This is a genomic window from Qipengyuania algicola (genome assembly GCF_042492175.1).
Taxonomy (GTDB): domain Bacteria; phylum Pseudomonadota; class Alphaproteobacteria; order Sphingomonadales; family Sphingomonadaceae; genus CAJXSN01.
Genome location: NZ_CP170453.1, coordinates 1,426,547 through 1,447,000, shown reverse-complemented (window position 1 = coordinate 1,447,000; position 20,454 = coordinate 1,426,547). Strand labels below are relative to the sequence as shown.

Here is a 20,454-nt window from a genome sequence, read left to right as displayed (position 1 = left end):
CTCCCGTTGCTGTCCGGCCCACGGTCCGGGCCACCCGCTGCGATACAATCCTGCGGCGATGTGCCGCTCGCAAACCGGGCTTGATGAATGCGCCATGTATTGTATACAAAATGCACAGGTCAAGTTTTTTAGGGCCTGCACGCAATCGGGCCAGAGAAAGCCGTCATCAGGGGGCCTTAGGGAGAGCAACTGTGTCGAAAGCATCGGACAGAGCCTATTCGGTCATAAGAGACCTGATTCTCTCCGGCGAGCTGGCGGCGGGCGCTCCCCTGCGCGAGGAAGCGCTGGCGGAGAAATGCGGCGTATCCCGCACGCCGATCCGCGAGGCCCTTAACCGTCTCGAAGCGGAATTGCTGATCCAGCGGACCGAATCGCAGCGCAGCTTCGTGGCCGAGTGGTCGCTCGATGAAGTGGCCGACGCCTTCGAACTGCGCGCGGTCATCGAAGGCATTGCAGCGCGCCGTGCGGCAGAGCGGATGACGCCCGAAATTCTGCAGAAAATGCGCCGCTGCGACACGGCAATCAGCGAGGCTGTGGCCCGCGACACAGCCGATGTGGACGCCTATCTCGATGCCAATCGCGAGTTTCACGCGCTGATTGTCGAGGCCGCCGCGTCCCCCCGTCTGGCTGGCATTCTGGCGACTCTGGTCGAGCAGCCGATCGTCTGGCGCACTGCGCATCATTACGGTGCCGAGGAGCTGCGCCGGTCCCACCGCGAGCATGGCGAGCTGCTGGCGGCCTTTGCCCGGCGCGACGGCCAGTGGGCGCAGGACATTATGGGCGCGCATATTCGCCGCGCGTTCCACGCCTATGCCGATGCGCATGGCGGCCTTTCCGCGATCGATACCGCTCCGGCCCGGAGAAGCTCGTAATGTCTGGAATGTATACAGTTCAGAGTGTCAGGAACACGGGCGCAGGCGCAATCGAGATGCTCGAAGTCAGCCCGCGCGACGGCTTGCAGAACGAGAAGCAGGCCATTTCCACCGCCGACAAGCTGGCTCTGATCGGCCACGCCATCGCCGCCGGATCGCGGCGGATCGAAGTGACCAGCTTCGTCAATCCGCGCGCCGTTCCGCAGATGGCCGATGCAGAGGATGTGTGCGCGGGGTTGCCCGCGCGCGACGACGTGACCTTCATCGGCCTGGTGATGAACCGGCGCGGAGCGGAGCGGGCGCTCGCGACAGGCCGGATCGACCAGCTGGGCGCAGTGTCTGTCGCGACCGATAGTTTCGCGATGCGCAATCAGGGCCAGACCAGCGACGGTTCGGTCGAGGCAGCGAAGGAAATTATCACTCTCGCCCGCGAGGCCGGCAAAACCGCGCAAGCCACCATCGCCGCCAGCTTCGGCTGCCCGTTCGAAGGCGAAGTCGCCGACGACCGCGTGATCGCCATGGCGACGTCCATCGCCGAAGCCGGTCCGGTCGAGATCGCGCTGGCCGACACGATTGGTGTGGGCAATCCGGCGCATGTCACCCGGCTAGTCGAGCGGCTGCGCGCCGAATTGCCCGACCTGCCGGTGCGGGTCCACTTCCACAACACGCGCGGCACCGGCCTCGCCAATGTCTGGGCGGCGGTGCAGGCGGGCGCGCGGACGGTCGATGCGTCATTGGGCGGCTTGGGTGGTTGCCCCTTTGCGCCGGGCGCAGCGGGCAATGTGGCGACCGAGGATGTCACTTACATGCTGGAGCGGGCCGGAATTGCCACCGGGCTCGATCAGCCGAAACTCGCCGCAGCAAATCGCTGGCTGGACGAAATAATGGACAGGCCGCTGTCCGCAATGGTGGCGAAGGCAGGCCCCTTCCCCGCTGCACAATCCGACGAAACACACGAAAAGGAAGCTGTTTGATGCGTTATCGCTTGGGCGTCGATGTTGGCGGGACTTTTACCGACCTGCTGCTGTTCGACAATGAAACCGGCGGGTTCTGGCGGCATAAAACCCCCAGCACCCCGCATGACAGTTCCGAAGGTATCCTGACTGGCGTGGGCGAAATCACCGCCACCGCCGGAATAGACGCGAGCGAGATCGGCTATTTCCTCCACGGCACCACCGTTGCGACCAACGCCGTGCTGGAAGGCAAGGGTGCGCGCGTCGGCCTGATCACGACCGAAGGCTATCGCCACATTCTACAGATCGCGCGCAGTTTCGTGCCCGGCGGCTTGGCCGCTTGGATCATTTGGCCCAAACCGCAGCCACTCGCCGCGCTGGAGGATACGTTGGAAGTCGGCGGCCGAATGGATGCCGATGGCAAGGAAGTGCGCCCACTCGACGAAGACGGGGTGCGCGCCGCGATTGCGACGCTGAAGGCCAAGGGCGTCGAGGCGCTGACCGTCAGCCTGATGAACGCCTATGTGAATGGCGAGCACGAGAAGCGCATCGGCGACATCGCCGCGGAACTGATGCCCGATATCCCCGTCTCGCTCAGCCACGAAGTGCTGCCCGAAATGCAGGAATACGAGCGCACCCTTTCGACCGTGGCGAACGCTGCGGTGCGCCCCGTGGTGGGCAAATATGTTTCGAAACTACGCACCGGCCTGGCCGATGCAGGGATGCAGGGCAATCTGTCGCTGCTGCGTTCCGATGGCGGACTGATGAGCGCGGAGAAAGCCGAAGAGCATCCCGTGAACATCCTCATGTCCGGCCCCGCCGGCGGCGTTACTGGTGCCCTTTGGGTCGCAAAGAATGCCGGTTTCGACAACATCCTGACATTGGACGTCGGCGGCACTTCTACAGACGTGGCTCTGATCGAAAATCTGGAGCCGCGCCGCGAACGCACGACCGAAGTCGGGCACCTGTCGGTCCGCGCCTCGGCGCTGGATGTGAAGACCGTGGGCGCAGGCGGCGGCTCGATCGCTTACGTGCCCGAACTGACCGGCGCATTGCGCGTCGGCCCGCAATCGGCGGGCGCGGTCCCCGGCCCTGTCGCCTATGGCAAAGGCGGCGAGGAACCGACCGTGACCGACGCCAATGTCGTGCTGGGCTATCTGCCCGAAGACCTGCTGGGCGGTTCATTCAAGCTGGACCGCGCAGGCGCGGAGAAATCCGTCCAGACCATCGCCGACGCTCTGGGCATCGGCCTGATGGAGGCGGCGCGCGGCATCATCGACATCGTCAACGAGAACATGTTCGGCGCGCTGCGGATGATTTCGGTGCAGCAGGGCTACGACCCGCGCCATTTCGCGCTGATGGGCTTTGGCGGGGCCGGCCCGCTGCATGTCAATGCGGTCGCGCGGTTGATGGACAGCTGGCCCGCCATCTCGCCGGTCTCCCCCGGCGTGCTGTGCGCTCTGGGCGATGCCACCACCCGTATGCGGACCGAAACCGCGCGCAGTTTCAGCCGTCTGGCGAGCGACACCAAGGTCGAAGAACTGGTCGCGGTGCTCGATGAAATGGCCACCCAGACCCGCTCCGAATTGCTGGGCGACGGCGTGCCCGAAAGCGAGATCACCACGCAATTCGAGGTCGACATCCGCTATGCCGGTCAAGCCTTCGAAGTGCCGCTGACGATCGACCCCGAGACGCTGCGGTCAGGCGGGATCGAGGCAATCCTCCAGCGCTTCGACGAGGAACACAATCGTCTCTTCACCTTCAACATGGATACCCCGCACGAGATCGTGAACCTGCGCGCCGTGGCGATGGGCGAAGCGCCCGAATTGCCCGCAGCCGAGCTGGAGAAAGGCAATGGCGACCCCGCTCACGCCAAGATCCGCGACCACACGCTGTGGATGGACGGGAAGGAGCAGCAGGGTGCAATCTACGACCGGGCCAGGCTGAAACAGGGGGACACCATCCCCGGCCCCGCCATCATCACCGAAATGGATTCCACCACACTCGTTGAAACCGGATGCGTCGCCACCATCGACGCAGTCGGCAACATTCTCATCAATCTGGAGGGCAAATAATGCCTGCGCAGCTCATTCAGGAAAACACCACGCCGTTCGACACGGTAGAGATCGATCCGGTCACCCTCGACATTATCGAAAATGCGCTGCGCAATGCGCGCATCGAGATGGACGCGACGCTGGTACGCACCGCCATGTCCCCCGGCATCCGCGAGCAGGGTGACGCGTTTCCGCTGATTGCCGATCCGGCAGGCAAGATGATTGTCGGCCAGTTCGGCAGCTTTATCGACGGGTTCCTGCAAACCTTTGACGGCACGATCGAGGACGGGGACATGATCTTCCTGTCCGATCCGTATAGCTGCGGCGGGGCCATCAGCCATTCGAATGACTGGCTGGTGATGCTGCCGGTGTTCCACGAAGGGCGCCTGATCGCCTACACCGCCATGTTCGGCCATATGAGCGACATTGGCGGCAAGGTCGTCGGCTCCATGCCGATCAAGGCGCATTCGATCTTCGAAGAAGGCGTGCGGATTCCTCCGGTGAAAATCTGGAAGAAGGGCGAATACAACGATGACCTGATGAAGCTGGTGATGCACCAGACACGCAAGGCGGACTGGTGTCAGGCCGATCTCAACGCACTGATCGCATCATGCCGGGTCGCATCCAAACGCATCGTGGAAATGGCCGACCGGTTCGGGCCGGATGTCTATTACTCGGCGACGCAAGCCCTGCTTGATCGCAATTACCGCGCGATGAAATCACTGCTCGCCATGGCCATTGCCGAGGAGCCGGTGAGCTTCGAGGATTACATCTGCGATGACGGCATGGGCTACGGCCCGTACAAGATCAAATGCACCATGTGGCGCGAAGGCGACCGGGTCATTCTGGACTTCGCCGGGACCGATCCGCAATCCGCCGCGTCGATCAATTTCTTCCTCAACGAAAACATGTTCAAAATGTTCTTCGGCATCTACATGATCATGGTCTTCGACCCGCAGATCCTGTTCAATGACGGGTTCTACGATCTGATCGATGTGCGCATTCCCAGCGGGTCTTTGCTCAAGCCGGAATTCCCCGCCGCCCTGTCGGGCCGCACCCACGCGCTGGGCCGGATTTTCGATATTCTCGGCGGTCTGCTGGGCCAGAAAACGCCGGAGTTTCTCAATGCGGCGGGCTTCAGTTCGTCCCCCCACCTGTTCTATTCCGGCAATGACAATCGGGAAGGCAAATCGGGCGAGTGGTTCCAGCTGTTCCAGATCGGCTTTGGCGGGATCCCCGGCCGCCCGCTGGGCGACGGGCCGGACGGGCACTCGCTGTGGCCCGGCTTCACCAATGTGCCCAACGAGTTTCTGGAGCGCTATTTCCCGATGCGGATCGAGCGCTACGAGACCGAGCCCGATAGCGGCGGCGCGGGCCTGCACCGCGGTGGCAACGGTATCCGCATGACCTATCGCTTCCTCGCCGATGGCCGCATCGCCATTCACGATGACCGCTGGTTCGTGCCGCCATGGGGCGTCAATGGCGGTCTGCCGGGCAAGCGGGCGAGAAAGATACTGGAGCGCGCCGACGGCACCACCGAAATTGTCGGCAACAAGGTGGAGGATGTGGAGGTCCGCGATGGCGACCAGCTCCACTTCATCACTTGGGGCGGCGGCGGCTGGGGCGATCCGTTCGAGCGTGACCCGGCGCTGGTCGCGCTGGAAATCGAGCAGGGCTTGCTAACCGCCGAGGGCGCGCGCGAATACGGCGTGGTGATGCTGGACGATGGCACTGTCGATGAGGCAGCCACCACCGCCTTGCGCGCCGACATGAAAGCCGAGCGCGGCGAGCCCAAGCTGTTCGATTATGGCCCGGGCATCGAAGCCTTGCGCGAAGCCTGCGAGGAAGAAACCGGCCTGCCCGCCCCGATCCAGCCCAAATGGCACAGCGCGGCCATCGCGGAGGCCGCCGAATGAGCCAGACGAAAGAGGGCGCCAATACAGGCGCGCTGGCAGGCCTGCGGGTCGTCGAGCTGGGCCAGCTGCTGGCCGGTCCGTTCTGCGGGCAGCTGCTGGGCGATATGGGCGCGGAGATCATCAAGGTGGAGCCGCCCGGAAAGGGCGATCCGATGCGCGATTGGGGCCAGGGCGAGGAAAAGGTCCAGTGGGAAGTCATCGCCCGCAACAAGAAATCCGTGACTGCCAATCTGCGCGTGCCGGAGGGGCAGGAACTCGTCCGCAAATTGATCGGCACAGCGGATATTCTGATCGAGAATTTCAAGCCCGGCACGCTGGAGCGTTGGGGTTTGGGCCCCGATGTCCTGCTGGAGCAATATCCGCGCCTGATTATCGCCCGCATGTCCGGTTACGGCCAGGACGGCCCCTATTCGGGCCGCGCAGGCTTTGGCGGGATTGGCGAGGCGATGGGCGGCTGGCGCTATGTCGTGGGCGATCCCGACCGCCCGCCTGCCCGCATGGGTGTGTCTATCGGCGATACGCTGTGCGCGACCTATGGCTGCATGGGCGTGCTGGCCGCGCTGCATAGCCGCGAGAAGACAGGCAAGGGTCAGGTGGTCGATACCGCGCTGTACGAGGCTGTGTTGCAGGTCATGGAGGGGCTGGTCCCCGAATATGATCACAACGGCTTTATCCGCGAGCGCTCCGGTTCCATCCTGCCCGGCATCGCGCCGTCCAATGTCTATTCATGCAAGGACGGCCCGTTCATGATCGGGGCCAATAACGATGCGATCTTCGCTCGGCTTGCCGTGGCGATGGGTCAGCCGGAATTGGCCGAAAGCCCGAAATACGCCACCCATCTGGCGCGCGGCGAAAACCAGACCGAGCTCGACAATCTGGTCAATGCGTGGACTGCCACCAAGACCGTGGACGAAGTCGATGCCCTGATGATCGAGCATTCGATCCCTGCTGGCCGGGTCTACCGCGCGCCGGACATGCTGGAGGACCCGCATTTCAAGGCGCGTGAGGCGATCATCGAAGTCGAGACCGAAACGCGCGGGCCACTGAAAATGCAGAACGCCTTCCCCAAATTCAGCCGCACGCCTTCCTCTGTCCGCCGCCCCGCTCCGGCGACGCCGGGTCAGGACAATGCCGAGGTGTACGGCGCGCTGAATGGCTGGGACGAGAGCGATTTCCTACGAATGGCAGCGGCAGGCGTGCTCTGATGACGGCGGGCTCCGAGCAGCCGGTCGCGCATGCCGACGCCTTCGCCGGGCATTTGCAGCCGGGCGAACGGCCCGCATTGCTGCTGGTCGATATGGTGGAGGCCTATCTGCAGGAGACTTCGCCGCTCTATCTGGAAACCGCGCAGGCGGCGTTGGTTCAGGCGGTCCGATTGCTTGCGCGCGCCCGGCAAAGCGGCACGCCCGTTGTGTTCACCAATGTCGCATACAAAGCCGACGGTTCGGATGGCGGGCATTTCTTCCGCAAAGTGCCCGCACTCTCGGCCTTCGTGGAAGGCTCGCCGCTGGGCGCATTCCCGCAGGCAATCACCCCGCAAGACGGCGAGCCGGTTTTCACCAAGCAATACCCGTCCGCCTTTTTCGGCACCGCGTTGGACAGGCACCTGCATGATCTGGGTGTCGATACCGTGATTGTGGCGGGCTATTCTACCTCAGGCTGTGTGCGGGCGAGCGCGCTCGACGCGCTGCAATACGGTTTCATCCCGATCATTGCCGAAGACGCCTGCGCCGACCGGGACAGCGCGACGCACGATGCCAACCTGTCCGACCTCGGCAAGAAATACGCCGAAATACAGAGCGTCGACACGATACTCGACTGGCTGCCCCAGCCCGGCCCCTAGCCTTCCACGCCCTTCGGCTCGGCCAGAATCGCGGCCAGCCGGGATTGCAGTTGCCCCTCCCAATCGCTGCGCCGTCGATTGATTTCGGCAATATAGGTTTCGTTCTCCATCGTCGGGAGAGCAGGATCGTAATGCTGCGCCGCTTCCAGCATCACCTCCCGGTCCATTGCGTTGAAGCTGCCGACAACCCGCTCCGCCTGATCGCGGCTATAGCCCATTGCCTCGATCGCCGAGCGCCCCATCCGCAGCGAGCTGTCATAGGTCTCGCGGATGATGTCGCGGCACCCGGCGTAATAGAGATCGTAAACATGCTCGCGGTCGACCGCCCGCGCCAGGATGTGGACATGCGGATAATGCTTGGTGATGTGGCGCACCAGCTGGGTGGTCTGGTCCTTCTGGTCAATTGCGATGACGAACAACTTGGCTTCCCCAATGCCCGCTGCCTCCAGCATATCGGGCCGGGTGGCATCCCCAAAATAGGCGTGGGTGTTGAACCGCTTCAGCATTTCGAGCTGCTTCGAGCTGAAATCGATCACCGTCGGTGACCAGCCCGATGCGCGCAGGATCCGGCTGACAATTCCGCCGACCCGGCCATGGCCCGCGATAATGATCTCGCAGCGTTCCTCGATGGTATCCATTGCCCGCGCCTCGGCCCTCAGCATCCGCGGCGCGATGACCTTGTCATACAGGATGAACAGCAGCGGCGTGAGCAGCATGGACAGCGCCACGATCAGCAGCAGACGGTCCGCCAGCTCCACCGGCAGGACCGCGCTCGACACGGTGAGCGAGAGCAGCACGAAGCCGAACTCCCCGGCATGCGCCAGCCCCAGACTGAACAGCCAGCGATCCGATCCGGTGATCTTGAAAGCGACCGCGAGGCAGTAAAGCACCGCCGCCTTCGCCGCCATCAGGCCCAGCGTAAGGCCGATGATCGCCATGGGGCCGTCCATCAGAAGACCGAAATTGATGCCCGCACCCACCGTCATGAAGAACAGGCCCAGCAGCAGGCCTTTGAATGGCGCGATATCGGCTTCCAGCTCGTGTCGGTATTCGCTGGTCGCCAGCACCACTCCGGCAAGGAAAGTGCCGAGCGCGGGCGACAGGCCGACCAGCGACATCAGCAGCGCAATCCCGATCACGAACATCAGCGCGGCGGCGACGAACAGCTCGCGCAAATTGGCCGCAGACACGAACCGGAACACCGGCCCGGTCAGGTAATACCCGATGGCGATCACCGCACCGATTGCGCCCAGCGTCACCAGAGCCGCGCCCCAGGCCGGCAGATGCTCGACCAGGCTGAACGATCCGCCCGAATGGTCTCCTCCAGCCCCGTGCCCCATCGCGCCTGCCAGTTCGGGCAGCGCCAGCAGCGGGATCAGCGCCAGCATCGGGATGACGGCAATGTCCTGAAACAACAGGACGGAGAAACTCGATTGCCCGCCATCGCTTTTCATCAGGCCCTTCTCGCCCAAAGTCTGCAGCACAATTGCGGTGGAGGACAGCGCCAGCACCAGACCGATGGCGAGCGCCACGGACCACACCTGGCCCAGCACCATCGCCGCGCCCATCACCACCAGCGTGGTCAGCCCCACCTGCCCGCCGCCCAGGCCGAGCAGCCGCCCGCGCATCGACCAGAGCAATTTCGGCTCAAGCTCCAGCCCGACCAGAAACAGCATCATCACCACGCCAAATTCGGCGAAATGCTGGATCGCGATGATGTCCACCTGAAGGAAGGCGAGCAGCGGGCTGATCGCGATACCGGCGATCAGATAGCCCAGCACCGATCCCAGCCCCAGCCGCGAGGCAATCGGCACCGCCGCGATCCCGGCAACCAGAAAGATGAAAGCGAGCAGCAGGAAGTCGGTCAAAATGGTCTCCGCCGGGATGCGCGAGGAATGCAAGAGGAGTGCGCGAGGGCCCTATGCCACCCTTGAGCGCAAGACGCGATAGCGGCTCTCAAACGAGCCGATACCGCATTCATAACAGCATTTGTCATCGACCTAACCGGCCTTGTCGCCCCCGTGCCCCGCCAATTGCTGCATCACACTTCCAGCGCATCTGAGGCGCCGGGTAACGGAAGGATGACTGCAATGATTCACACAGGTTTCAAATCACGGGCACTGCTGCTGGCAGGGATCGCGGCAATGATGGGCCCACCCGCCATGGCCAAGGACGAAGTCGAGCTGGTCAAATGCGAAGGCAGCTACGGCACCATAGCGGTGGTCGACGGCGACACGCAGGGCTGGACGAAATTCGGGCTCTCCTCGCCGCGCGATCTGGTCAATGCGCTGGCCACCGAATCCGGCTGTTTCACACCGCACAACGCCGCCAGCGGCGCGCAGGCCGATTTCCTCCTGAACGTCATCGCCGGTGACAAGGAAGAGGTCGACCGCGGCGTGCAGATGGCGACGACAGCCGCCACCGAAGGCCTTCTGCGCTCCGGCGCGGCCAGCACGATCCTCTCCAAAGTGCCGATGGGCGGTGCATTGCTGGGCGCGTTTGGCGGCTTTGGCGGCAAGAAGAAAACCGTGGCGGCGGGTATCCGCGTGATCAGCCCGGCCAACGGCATGACGCTGGTCGCAGGCAGCGGCGAAGTGAAGAAATCGAGCCTGTCGTTCCGCCGCGTGCCCACCGGCACCTGGGCATACGGCGTGCAGCAGGCGACCGGTTCCAGCGGCTATACCAGCAAGAAAGACGGCCGGATGCTGACCGAGGCATTTGTCATCGCGTTCAACAATGTGGTGTCGCAGGCCGGCGCCCTGACGGTGGCGACCGGTGCTGCGGCAGCAGCCCCGACCGCGACTGTCAGCACGACCTACACCGTGGCCGCCGACAGCAAGCTGTACAAAGCGGCCAACACTTTGAGCGGCGAAGTGCGTTCGCTGCGCGCCGGAACCGAGCTGACCCCGACAGGCCAGAAGGACGGCCTGTTTGTGGAAGTGAGCGACAGTTACGGCAACACAGGATGGGTTTCCGTCGAAGACCTGCAGTAGCAGGTTGCAAGCGACCCGGCGACGGAGGACTGGCGCGGGGGCCTGATCGATATCAGGGCCCCGCGCCTTTTTTTGTGTGCGCTATTCGCCGATCAGGACGAAAGGTGCCCAGACTGACGGATGCGCCGATCCTGTAACGCTGGCATCCGCCATCAAGGTCAGCTGCGCCTGCTGCAGCGCTGTTGCCAGGTCGGTGCCATCACGCGAAGCGCCCAGCGTATCGACAGTCAGGCGCGCCGCCGCATCATCCCGCACTCGCCAATGAGACAGCATCAGCGACTGTGTGCCCGATGTGAGGAACGCGTTGGCAAGGCCGGTATAGGCAGGCGCAGTAGCATTGCGGCCGGCCGCGCTGTTGCAGGCAGAGAGGATCACCAGATCCGCCGCCAGACCCAGCCGGGCAATCTCGCTGGCTTGCAGCAAGCCGTCATCATCTGCGCCCGTCGCCTCCTGCGGCGGAGTGAGCACCAGCGCCGGTTCGCGTAGGCCCCCGATCTCGCCTGCCAGCAAGCCGTGCGTGGCAAACAGGGCAACCGAGCGCCGAACTTCGCCAAGGCTCCGCACGCGCGCCTCGGTCGCTTCCGCGCCGGTCAGGATGGTGCGTTCATCGGCGTCGAAGGCTGCGGCGACATTCGCCACTTCGGATTGGGTCGCCGGTAGAGCGGGCAGAGCGCGCACATCGTCGAGCGACACCGAGACACCGCGATAAAGGCTTGCCCCGGCCACCGGCGCGCCGCTGTCCCCGGCCAGCGCCGGAGCGCCAACACCCAGAAAACCTGCGCCCGATGCGCTGCCCGGGCCGCCGGCAAAGGCTTCCGACGGGGTGAGCGCGGTCGAGAAGGCGTGGGACTTCGCCAGCCAGTCCGCGTCCTTCACATCCATCACCGTGCCGCTGGGCAGTTCCGGCAGCAGAATGGCGAAGGGTATGCGCGACAAGGCGTCGCTGGTGATGACCGAAACGCGCGTCTTTCCGGCCAGCGCGGCGGCCATTTGCGGCGGCAAAATCTGGTCGTTCAGCGCCTTGGCCGCCTCGAACGGGAAATCGCCTGCACCCTGCGCGTCGCCATCGAGCGAAGCGCGCAGCTGCGTCACCAGCGGACGGATGACGGGTCGCCCGCCCTCGGTTTCGGCCATCGTCACGCCGTCTGCGGTCAGGACCATCGTCAGCGTGCGGTGGCGCGCGGGCATGGCAATCAGAATCGCCTGATCCGCCGCCAGCCGCGCGGCAATCTCTGCCACATCGGGCGTCGCGGGATGGAGCCAGCGCGCGAAATCAGGCACGTCCTCTTCCAGAGACGCGCCCAGCGCTTCCACTTGCGGTGTCAACGTGTCGATTGCCGCCTTGCGCTCCTTCGCCAGCTCCGCATTGCCCGATGCCAGAAGGCTGGTCCATTCGCGGTGAAGCACACGCAGCCGTTCGCGGTCGGTGCGCAATCGGTCGATCCGCGCGGCGAGTTCCGGATTGTCCGACCGGTCGGCGCTGAAGGCGAGGAATTGCCGTGCCCGCGCATTCACGCCCCAGCTGGCCAGCTCGAACGCTTCCAGCGCAGCCTCCGGCCTGCCCGCGGCAATCGCCGCCTCGGCAATCTGCATCAGCGGCTCGTAATAGCTCGAAAGATCGGCACCGAGTTCCAGCCGCTCCGCCTGTGCAAGCATCGATTCGGTCAGAACAGCGGTCCCCTGTTCGACCATCGGCCAGCCAGCATCGGCTCTGCCCAGCCGGATATTCAGCAGCCCGCGGCGGATCATGCGCGGCGGATCGACACCATCACTGGCGTCTACCATTCTGGGCCGCTCCAGCAGCTCCAGCGCGCCCGCATAATCGCCCTGCTCTTCCAGCCGCAGCGAGAGCGTTTCCAGACCGCGCAGGGCCTTCTCGTTTTCTACCGGAAGGCCCGCAGCCAACTCTCCGCCAATCCGCGCCAGCTCCAGCGCACGCTCCGCATTGCCGGATTCCCACAGAGCGTTGGACGCGGTGACAATCGAGATCACGCTCTCGCCGGGGTCGCCCTCCCGCGTCAGTTCGAACCGCGATGTCGTCAGCTCGACCGCTTCCTCGAACCGGCCCAGATTGGCGAGGATCACACCCAGATTGTGCAGCGCGGTCAGCGTATAGGGGTGCGTCGGGCCGATGCCTTCATTGAGGATATCGAGCGCATTGCGGGCGGGTTCCTCGGCCTCCTCGAACCGGTCCGTATCGCGCAGGATTCGCGCCAGAGACGCCTGCGCGATACCGTTGAAAGGATGGCGCGGGGGCAGCAATTCATTGGCCAGCTGCGTGCCGCGCTGCGCCATCGCCAGCGCATCGCTGGAACGGCCTGCATCGATCAGGATGTTGGCCCCGCTGGTCATCGACAGGAACAGAGTCGCGTCCTTCAAACCGCCGATCACCAGCCCGTCAATCGCCGGATCGATATAGCTTGCCGCCTCGGTAAACCTCCCGCGCGAATAGAGCGCCGAGGCGTAATTGAGATAGCCCAGTCCCAGCGCCTTGGCCTCTTCCGGCTCCAGCCCCTGCGGACTTTCACCGTATATGCGCTGCCTTATGGCGAGCGACTGTTCCTGCAAGGGAATGACCTTGTCCGGCTGTCCGTTGGCATCGTAAAACGTTGCCACATTGGCAAGCGAGCTGGCCATCGGCTCGCCATCTGTTTCGCCCGCTTCCTCCAGCCGCCGCTTGGCTTCCAGCGAAGCCTCCAGCGCACCGGGGAAATCCTGGCTGTAATAGCGGGAATCGCCCATCTTGTTGAGCGCCAGCGCCTGCTCGGTCACCGGTCCGCCACTCGCCTCGACCGCCTTCAGATAAAGCTCCCACGCGGCCACGGCCTCTGCCGCCTGGCCCAGCGGATCGATCGCCTCGGCGGCGGCTTTCAGCGCTGCGGGCGAGCCCTCTGCCGGAGCCTCTACCGGCGTATCTTCTGCGGCCTCCTGCGCCGATAGCGGAACAGCGACGAGTGCGGACATTCCGGCCAGTAATGTTGCGGCCTGCGTAAGCTTGCGAATGGGGTTTCTCCTCATGCTTCGCCAGAAATGTAGGGGCGCAAATGTAACGCGCCACAATGTAACAGCAATTGTCATTTTCTCTGCTCATGCGACTGGTCTAATGATGGGCCATCGAACATCGCAGCAGAGCAACCCCATGCGCATTCTCTACATCGAAGACGACAGCCAGCAGGCCAGCGATGTCGCGGCGATGGTCGAGCGCGAGGGGCTGGTGCTCGATCATGCGGGCAATGGCGCGCATGGGCTGAAAGCGCTGGGCGGCGGGGACTATGATGTTGTTCTGCTCGATCGGATGCTGCCCGATATGAGCGGGATCGATATCGTTTCCAAAATGCGCGCCGCCGGATCGGAAGTGCCGGTGCTGATGGTGTCGGCGCTGGGCCGCTCTGAGAACCGGGTCGAGGGGCTGGATGCGGGCGTCGATGATTACCTCGCCAAACCCTTTGCCGCCGATGAATTGCTCGCGCGCCTGCGTGCGTTGCACCGTCGCGCGTCGGGCGAAGGAAGCAGCGCGATCATCCTGTTTGGCGATATGGAATGCCATGTGAAGGCCCGCGCGGCCTATCGTCAGGGCAAGCATATCGCGCTCAGCCCGAAGGAGTTCGAGCTGTTCCGGTATTTCATGCAGAACGGCGGCGAGGTGGTCACCCGCGTCATGCTGCTGAAGGATGTGTGGAACCTCGATTTCGATCCGCAGACCAATGTGGTGGACGTCAATGTCGGGCGGCTGCGGCGCAAGCTGGAGCAGGGTTTCGACAGTCCGGTGCTGGAGACGATCTGGGGATCGGGCTACCGGCTGCGCGCTGTTTGAGGCATGGACGACCCGCTCATCCCCCGCGCATCACGCTCGCTGGTCTGGCGCTGGCTGGCCGGCACATTGCTGGTCGGGCTGGCCGGGCTGGGCGTGCTTTTCATGGTGGTCGACCGGACGACGGCAGCCTCCAGCAGGCAGATCGTGGAGCAGGCGGTGGCGACCGATCTGGCCGGGCTGGTCGATATCTATGTCACCTCCGGCGAGGCGGAGCTGACCGCGCGGATCGGCGACCGGCTGGCGATGCCCTCCGCCGAAGGGGACGCGCGGCATTACCTCTTGAGCACGGGCGACGGGCGCAAGCTCGCGGGCGATCTGGAGCGCTGGCCCCAAATCTCTGCCGAGACATCGGAAATGGCGATCATCACGCCGCAAGGGCCGGGTATAGGCGGGCCGGTATTGGCGCAGGCGACCATGCTGGAGCCGGGCGTGCGGCTGGTGGTCGGCCATGAATTCGCCGCCCAGACCGCGATGCGCCGGGACATCCGCACCGGCTTTGCGCTGGCGGCGGCGGCGTTGCTGGCGGCTCTGCTGCTCTGGGCCTTCCTCGCGGCCCGTGCGCTCAGGACGCGGGTGGACCGGGTCAACACGCTGTTCCGGGCCATCGGCGATGGAGCGAGCGCGCCCGACCTGCCCGTGACCGGCCCGCCCGACGAGCTGGGCGAGCTGACCGCCCATGCGCTGGCGCTGAAGCACCGGATCGGCGCGCTGCTGGCCAGCCAGCGGCAAGTCAACGATCATCTGGCGCACGAAATCCGCACGCCTTTGGTGCATCTCGATAACCGGCTGGCCGCGCTGGCCGATGGCCCGGAGAACGCATCTGCCGAAGCGCTGAATGCCGCACGCGAGAACATCCGCGATCTGGTCCAGCTGCTCGAAGGCCTGCTGGATATCGCCGTGACCGAGGCGCGTTCGGGCGAGCGGATCGGGCTGGTGCCGGTCGATCTGTCGGAAACCACCGCCAGCATCGCCGAACTGTTTGCCGACAGCGCGGAGGATATGGGCGTTTGCTTCACCAGCGATATTGTGCCGGGCGTTACGCTGGCCGGCGACCGGCCGATGTTGCAACGTCTGGTGTCCAACCTGCTCGACAATGCGCTGAAATTTACGCCCTCTGGCGGCGAAGTGCATCTGTCCTTGCGCGAAGGGCCGGAGCTTCGGGTGAGCGATACCGGCCCCGGCGTGCCCGATGACTGGAAAACACGAATTTTCCAGCGCTTCGAACGGGCCGAGAGCGATACAAACGGGCACGGACTGGGGCTGGCCCTGTCGCAAGCGATCGCCCGGCGGCACGGCCTGACCATCCACGTGCTGGACAACAATCCCGGTGCGGTGTTTGTGGTTGGCAAGGGGGATCGCCGAGATGCTTGAACGCGCAATCATGGCCGTGCTGGCTGGCCTGTGCGCCGGATGCGCGACAACGCCCGCCCCGGTCGCTTCTGCTGATGGCGGATCTGTTGGGCAGACGGTCGCAGCGGATGATCCGGTTGTGCGGACTGTGCAAACCATTGAGACAATTGGCGCGCTGGAAGCGGAAGGGGCGATTGCCGCGGCTGATTATCTGGACGGGGTCAGAGCGCTGCGTAGCGCCGGTGCACGGCAGAGCGAGGATGCGCCAGACGAAGCCGCTTCTCTCGAAACCCGCTGGCTCGCCGCCGCCCGCGCGCTCGATCCGTCCGCGAACATTCCGCCGATGCGGGGCCGCGTGCTCGGCCCGTCCTACCAGCGCGGCACGGTTGCGGCAGGCTCTGCCAAAGTCACCACCCAGCTTTATCTGGCAGGCAAGAAGGCCAAAGTCGCGCTTGCGGGACAGGGCCCGGCAGCAGCGCGGTCCGGCCTGCGCCTCGAAATACGCCAGTCCGATGGCAAACCGGTCTGCCTGCGCCCCTCCGGCTCGGGCAAAACCGGCTGCGAATGGATCCCGCTGTTTTCAGGCCGCTACGAGATCACCGTCGCGAATTCCGGCTCCCAGCCGGTGCAGTTCACCCTTGTGTCGAACTGAGCAGCGCGGCGAATCTCAATCGCCCGTCGCTGCCGGTTCCGCCTTCGCTGCATCCACACGGTATTTTGCAAACCACGCCAGCGTGTAATCGGTCTTCGCATTGAGCAGCGATGGCCGCCCGGCAATGCCGTGATTGGTATCGGGGATGCGCACCATAACGCTCGGTATCTCGCGCAATTGCAGCGCCTGATAGAATTGCTCGGTCTCCGAGATTGGCGTGCGGTAATCTTCCTCGCCGGTAATCAGCATGGTTGGCGTTTCGACATTGCCGACCAGAGAGAGAGGTGACCGCTCCCAGTAATGCTCCAGATGCTCCCAGGGCGGGCCGGGAAACTGGTTGGCGATCTGGCCGATATAGCTGTCCGCCGTCAGCACTTTGGAAACCCAGTTGATCACGGGTTTGGCCGCCACGGCCGCGTTGAATCGGTTCGTCAGACCGATGGCGTAGGCCGCAGCGATGCCGCCCGCCGATCCGCCTGCAATGAACAGATTGTCCTTGTCCGCAAAACCATTGTCGATCGCCCAATCGACCGCCGACATATGATCGGCAAAATCATCCGGGCTGGAATATTTGTATTTCAGCAGATTGGCGAATTCACTGCCATAGCCGATCGAGCCGCGATGATTGTCGTAGATCACGACATATCCTGCGGCGGCCATGCGTTGCAGCTCGGCGGAGAAATGCGGTCCGTAGGCGAGATGCGGCCCGCCATGGATTTCGATGATGAGCGGATAGGTCTTGCCCGCCTGATAGCCCGGAGGCGTAATCATCCAGCCGTCGATGGCCAATCCGTCGAGCGAAGAAGCATAGGTGAAGGCGCGCACCTCGCCCAGATCGCGGTGGGCGAGCAGGTCTTCGTTCAGCCGGGTCAGTTGACGCGTCTGGCCCCGGCGCGTGGAATAAAGGTCCGCCGGACGCTGCGCGCTGCCCTTGGTATAGACCAGCGCTCCGCCGGGCCCTGCATCATAGGTGCCGCTGACATAGGGCCTGCCAATGGTCGTCCCGCCGATGCCCTCGACCGCAAGGCGGCGCTGGCCGCTGGTGGTGACCACGCCGATATTGTTCACGCCGCGATTCTGGTAGGTGAAAGCAAGCTCGCTCCGGCCCAACCATTGGAGATTGCCCGCCCGGCGGTCGAGCCCTGCGGTCAGATTGCGGACGTTCCCGCCTGCCCGGTCCATCAGGAACACATCGGTCGGCACAAAGGGTTCGCGCGCATTGCTGTATCCCAGAAAAGCAACCGAGCGCCCATCGGGAGAGACCTGCGGACTGGTCTCCACACCGGGGGTCTGCGTGAGCCGGGTGAGCGCGCCCGATGCCACACTGACCGAGAACAGATCGGCTTCGCGCGATTGCAGTTCCCATTCCGCGTTCCGGTTGGCCGAGAAAAGGATTTCCTGCCCATCCGGACTGAAGGACAGGCTGCCCCCGTGATTGAAATCGCCCTTAGTCAGCTGGCGCGCGGTGCCTCCGTCGGCAGGGATCACGAACACATGGTCGTAAGCCAGCTCGAGAAAGCCTGCTCCATTGGAGCGATAGCGTGCGCGGTCGATCAGCCTGGGTGCTTCGGCCCACTCGGCCCCTTCGGGTTTCTTGGGGGCGCTGACCAGTTTCTCGGCCTTCCCCTTCACCGCCATGGTGAAGGCCAGCATGGTGCCATCGGGTGACCATGTCAGATCGCCGGGCCCTTCGCCGAATGTGCCGAGCAGCGCGTCGCGGCCGCTCTCCAGATAATGCACATACAGCCCGGTGCGCCCTGATGCGCGCTTCATATAGGCGATGCGCGTGCCGTCGGGCGACCAGACGGGCGAGCGGTAGGAGCCCCCGTCGGCCAGCAGCGGCTGATGCGAGGAGCCATCCAGATCGACAATCCACACCTGCGAAACCGTGCGGTCGGTCATGATATCGTTGGACCGGCGGACATAGATCGCCTGCGTCCCGTCGGGCGAGATTTCCGGCGAGTCCGCCCATTCCAGATCGAAAACGTCCTCTGCAGTGAACAGGCGGGGGCCGTCCTCGGCGGCAGCGGACGTGGCGAGAGTGGCCGCAAGAGCCGCCGAACACAGTAGTCGTTTCATGCAAAAGCTCCCCCGGCAATCGAACGCTGGCAGACAGCTTGCGCAATGCCCCCCGGCATAGCAACCGCATAATCGCGCCGGGAGCATGGCACCGCGTAGCATTTGTGCGAGTTGCCGCTGCCCCGGCCCGATGCGAAATCCTTGCGCCGAAAGGCCTGCGCTATGAGCAACGAACACGATCTGGTTATCCGCGGCGGGACCATTGCCGATGGCACGGGCGGCGATCTGCTCAACGGTGATATTGCTGTCACGGGCGGCGTCATTTCCGCAATCGGCACTGTCGCGGGCACAGGCGCCGAGGAAATCGACGCCAAGGGCCGCATCGTCACGCCTGGCTTTATCGATGTGCACACCCATTATGACGGCCAGTGCATCTGGGCAGAGGAGCTGAGCCCCTCCTCCTCGCACGGCGTGACCATGGCGATCATGGGCAATTGCGGCGTCGGCTTTGCCCCGTGCCGCGCGCCCGATCACGACATGCTGATCAATGTCATGGAGGGAGTGGAGGACATTCCCGGCGTGGTGATGGCCGATGGCCTGCCGTGGAACTGGGAGACATTCCCCGAATATCTCGACACGGTCGAGCGCGGCAAACGCGATATCGATGTCGCCGCCTATCTCCCGCATTCCCCGCTCAGGGTCTACGCAATGGGGGAGCGGGGCGCGGGGCGCGAGCCTGCCAATGCCGACGATCTGGCGCTGATGCGGCAACTGACCAGCGAAGCGATCAAGGCGGGCGCGCTGGGCTTCGCCTCCTCACGCCTCTCCATCCACAAAACCGCCGACGGCGACTCCATCCCCACATTCGAGGCGGATGTGGCCGAGCTGGAGGCGATCTGCAGCGGGATGGCTGATGCAGGCAGCGGTACCTTCCAGATCGTGCTCGATGCGTTTCAAGGGTGGGACCGCGAATATCAGGTCATCGAGCGCGTGGTATCGGCCACCGGGCGGCCTGCAACCTTCACGCTTGCCTCAGGCAATGACGCCCCGCCGCGCTGGCGCAAAGTGCTGGGCATGCTGGAGGAAACCAACGCCAGAGGCGGGCAGGCAACGGCCCAGATCATGCCCCGCCCAATCGGGCTGATCGCGGGGCTGGAGTTGACTGTGCACCCCTTCGTGTTGTGCCCCAGCTGGGCGAAAATTGCCGACCTCTCCATCCCGGAGCAAGTCGCGGCGATGCGCGATCCCGCTTTGCGCGCCGCCCTGATCACGGAGGAGTTCGAGGAAGGCCATCCGTTCAACGAACTGGCCCGCGACTGGCGCTGGCTGTTCCCGCTGGACGATCCGCCGGATTACGCACCTCCCGCAGAGATGAGCATGGCGGGGCAAGCGGCGGCCAGGGGCTGCACTCCGCAGGAAATCGCCTATGACCGGATCCTCGAAACGGATGGCAAGGGGCTGTTTCTGGCCGCGCTCGGCAATTACGAAAACGCCACGCTGGACAGCGCGCACGAGATGCTCAGCCACCAGCATTGCATCCCCGGCCTCGGCGATGGCGGCGCGCATTACGGCGCGATTTGCGATGCGAGCTATTCCACCTATCTGCTGACCCAGTTCGTGAAGGGCGACGGCCCACTGCGGTTCGGGCTGGCAGAGGCGGTGCATATGCTGGGCAACAAGGCGGCGCGCGCGGTCGGCCTGCCGGATCGCGGCCTGCTGAAAGTCGGCGGCAAGGCGGATATCAATGTGATCGATCTGGACAATCTCAGGCTCCACCTGCCCGAAATCGTCCGCGATCTGCCCGCCGGGGGCAGGCGTCTTCACCAGCGGGCGACGGGGTATGACGCGACGATCGTATCGGGCGAGATCATCCGGCGGTTCGACCAGTCAACCGGCGCGCGTCCGGGCAAGCTGGTCAGGGCAGCATAATCTACCGGGCGCAGCGTGGCGAAAGACGCAGAAAAACTGTAAAGTGTTGCTCTGATCGA

14 protein-coding genes are annotated in these 20,454 nt (G+C 64.3%); 11 read left to right on the top strand and 3 right to left on the bottom strand.

The genetic code is table 11. The features are described from left to right. Positions 1 to 191: 191 nt before the first annotated feature. Genes ACFCW2_RS06945 through ACFCW2_RS06920 form a run of 6 tightly spaced genes read left to right on the top strand, consistent with a single transcriptional unit; the run spans position 192 to position 7,638 of the window. Complete coding sequence (locus ACFCW2_RS06945) at positions 192 to 872, top strand: GntR family transcriptional regulator (protein WP_379545194.1); 681 nt, start codon at positions 192 to 194, stop codon at positions 870 to 872. Positions 873 to 880: 8 nt separating this feature from the next. Continuing rightward, positions 881 to 1,846 (top strand): hydroxymethylglutaryl-CoA lyase, encoded by a 966-nt coding sequence (locus ACFCW2_RS06940; protein ID WP_379545192.1) that lies wholly within the window; start codon positions 881 to 883, stop codon positions 1,844 to 1,846. Continuing rightward, positions 1,846 to 3,900 (top strand): hydantoinase/oxoprolinase family protein, encoded by a 2,055-nt coding sequence (locus ACFCW2_RS06935; protein WP_379548897.1) that lies wholly within the window; start codon positions 1,846 to 1,848, stop codon positions 3,898 to 3,900. The genes ACFCW2_RS06940 and ACFCW2_RS06935 overlap by 1 nt, the downstream gene beginning before the upstream one ends. Further along, positions 3,900 to 5,795 carry a hydantoinase B/oxoprolinase family protein gene (locus ACFCW2_RS06930; RefSeq protein ID WP_379548896.1) on the top strand — a complete coding sequence of 632 codons (1,896 nt, stop codon included), beginning with the start codon at positions 3,900 to 3,902 and terminating at the stop codon, positions 5,793 to 5,795. The genes ACFCW2_RS06935 and ACFCW2_RS06930 overlap by 1 nt, the downstream gene beginning before the upstream one ends. Then, positions 5,792 to 7,000: a CaiB/BaiF CoA transferase family protein gene (locus ACFCW2_RS06925; protein WP_379548895.1), complete on the top strand. Its 1,209-nt coding sequence runs from the start codon at positions 5,792 to 5,794 to the stop codon at positions 6,998 to 7,000. Before ACFCW2_RS06930 ends, ACFCW2_RS06925 begins: the two co-directional genes overlap by 4 nt. Continuing rightward, the gene (locus ACFCW2_RS06920) at positions 7,000 to 7,638 is read left to right on the top strand and encodes an isochorismatase family protein (RefSeq protein WP_379548894.1); all 639 of its coding nucleotides are present in this window, start codon (positions 7,000 to 7,002) and stop codon (positions 7,636 to 7,638) included. Before ACFCW2_RS06925 ends, ACFCW2_RS06920 begins: the two co-directional genes overlap by 1 nt. Here ACFCW2_RS06920 and ACFCW2_RS06915 read toward each other — a convergent pair. After that, a complete protein-coding gene (locus ACFCW2_RS06915) occupies positions 7,635 to 9,506 on the bottom strand; it encodes a cation:proton antiporter (protein ID WP_379548893.1) in 1,872 nt (623 codons plus the stop codon). The two genes, ACFCW2_RS06920 and ACFCW2_RS06915, sit on opposite strands and share 4 nt — an antisense overlap. Before the next feature lie 276 nt (positions 9,507 to 9,782). Here ACFCW2_RS06915 and ACFCW2_RS06910 point away from each other — a divergent pair, with 276 nt between their 5' ends. Beyond that, on the top strand, positions 9,783 to 10,631 hold the full coding sequence (locus tag ACFCW2_RS06910; RefSeq protein ID WP_379548892.1) for an SH3 domain-containing protein: 849 nt from the start codon (positions 9,783 to 9,785) through the stop codon (positions 10,629 to 10,631). Positions 10,632 to 10,712: 81 nt separating this feature from the next. On the opposite strand, the gene ACFCW2_RS06905 is transcribed toward ACFCW2_RS06910, so the two are convergent. Then, positions 10,713 to 13,595 carry a CHAT domain-containing tetratricopeptide repeat protein gene (locus tag ACFCW2_RS06905; RefSeq protein WP_379548891.1) on the bottom strand — a complete coding sequence of 961 codons (2,883 nt, stop codon included), beginning with the start codon at positions 13,593 to 13,595 and terminating at the stop codon, positions 10,713 to 10,715. Between the two features lie 175 nt (positions 13,596 to 13,770). Here ACFCW2_RS06905 and ACFCW2_RS06900 point away from each other — a divergent pair, with 175 nt between their 5' ends. The 3 genes from ACFCW2_RS06900 to ACFCW2_RS06890 are packed head-to-tail and all read left to right on the top strand — an operon-like array spanning position 13,771 to position 16,447. After that, complete coding sequence (locus ACFCW2_RS06900) at positions 13,771 to 14,445, top strand: response regulator transcription factor (protein WP_379548890.1); 675 nt, start codon at positions 13,771 to 13,773, stop codon at positions 14,443 to 14,445. 3 nt (positions 14,446 to 14,448) lie between these two features. After that, positions 14,449 to 15,816, top strand: a complete 1,368-nt coding sequence (locus tag ACFCW2_RS06895) for a sensor histidine kinase (protein WP_379548889.1) — start codon at positions 14,449 to 14,451, stop codon at positions 15,814 to 15,816. Next, positions 15,809 to 16,447 carry a hypothetical protein gene (locus ACFCW2_RS06890; RefSeq protein ID WP_379548888.1) on the top strand — a complete coding sequence of 213 codons (639 nt, stop codon included), beginning with the start codon at positions 15,809 to 15,811 and terminating at the stop codon, positions 16,445 to 16,447. The genes ACFCW2_RS06895 and ACFCW2_RS06890 overlap by 8 nt, the downstream gene beginning before the upstream one ends. A 15-nt stretch (positions 16,448 to 16,462) precedes the next feature. Here the strand turns inward: ACFCW2_RS06890 and ACFCW2_RS06885 are convergent, their stop codons facing one another. Further along, entirely contained in the window at positions 16,463 to 18,526 is a 2,064-nt protein-coding gene (locus ACFCW2_RS06885) for a prolyl oligopeptidase family serine peptidase (protein ID WP_379548887.1), read from the bottom strand. A gap of 162 nt (positions 18,527 to 18,688) precedes the next feature. On the opposite strand from ACFCW2_RS06885, the gene ACFCW2_RS06880 reads away from it, so the two are divergent. After that, positions 18,689 to 20,395 carry an N-acyl-D-amino-acid deacylase family protein gene (locus tag ACFCW2_RS06880; protein WP_379548886.1) on the top strand — a complete coding sequence of 569 codons (1,707 nt, stop codon included), beginning with the start codon at positions 18,689 to 18,691 and terminating at the stop codon, positions 20,393 to 20,395. Positions 20,396 to 20,454 lie beyond the last annotated feature (59 nt).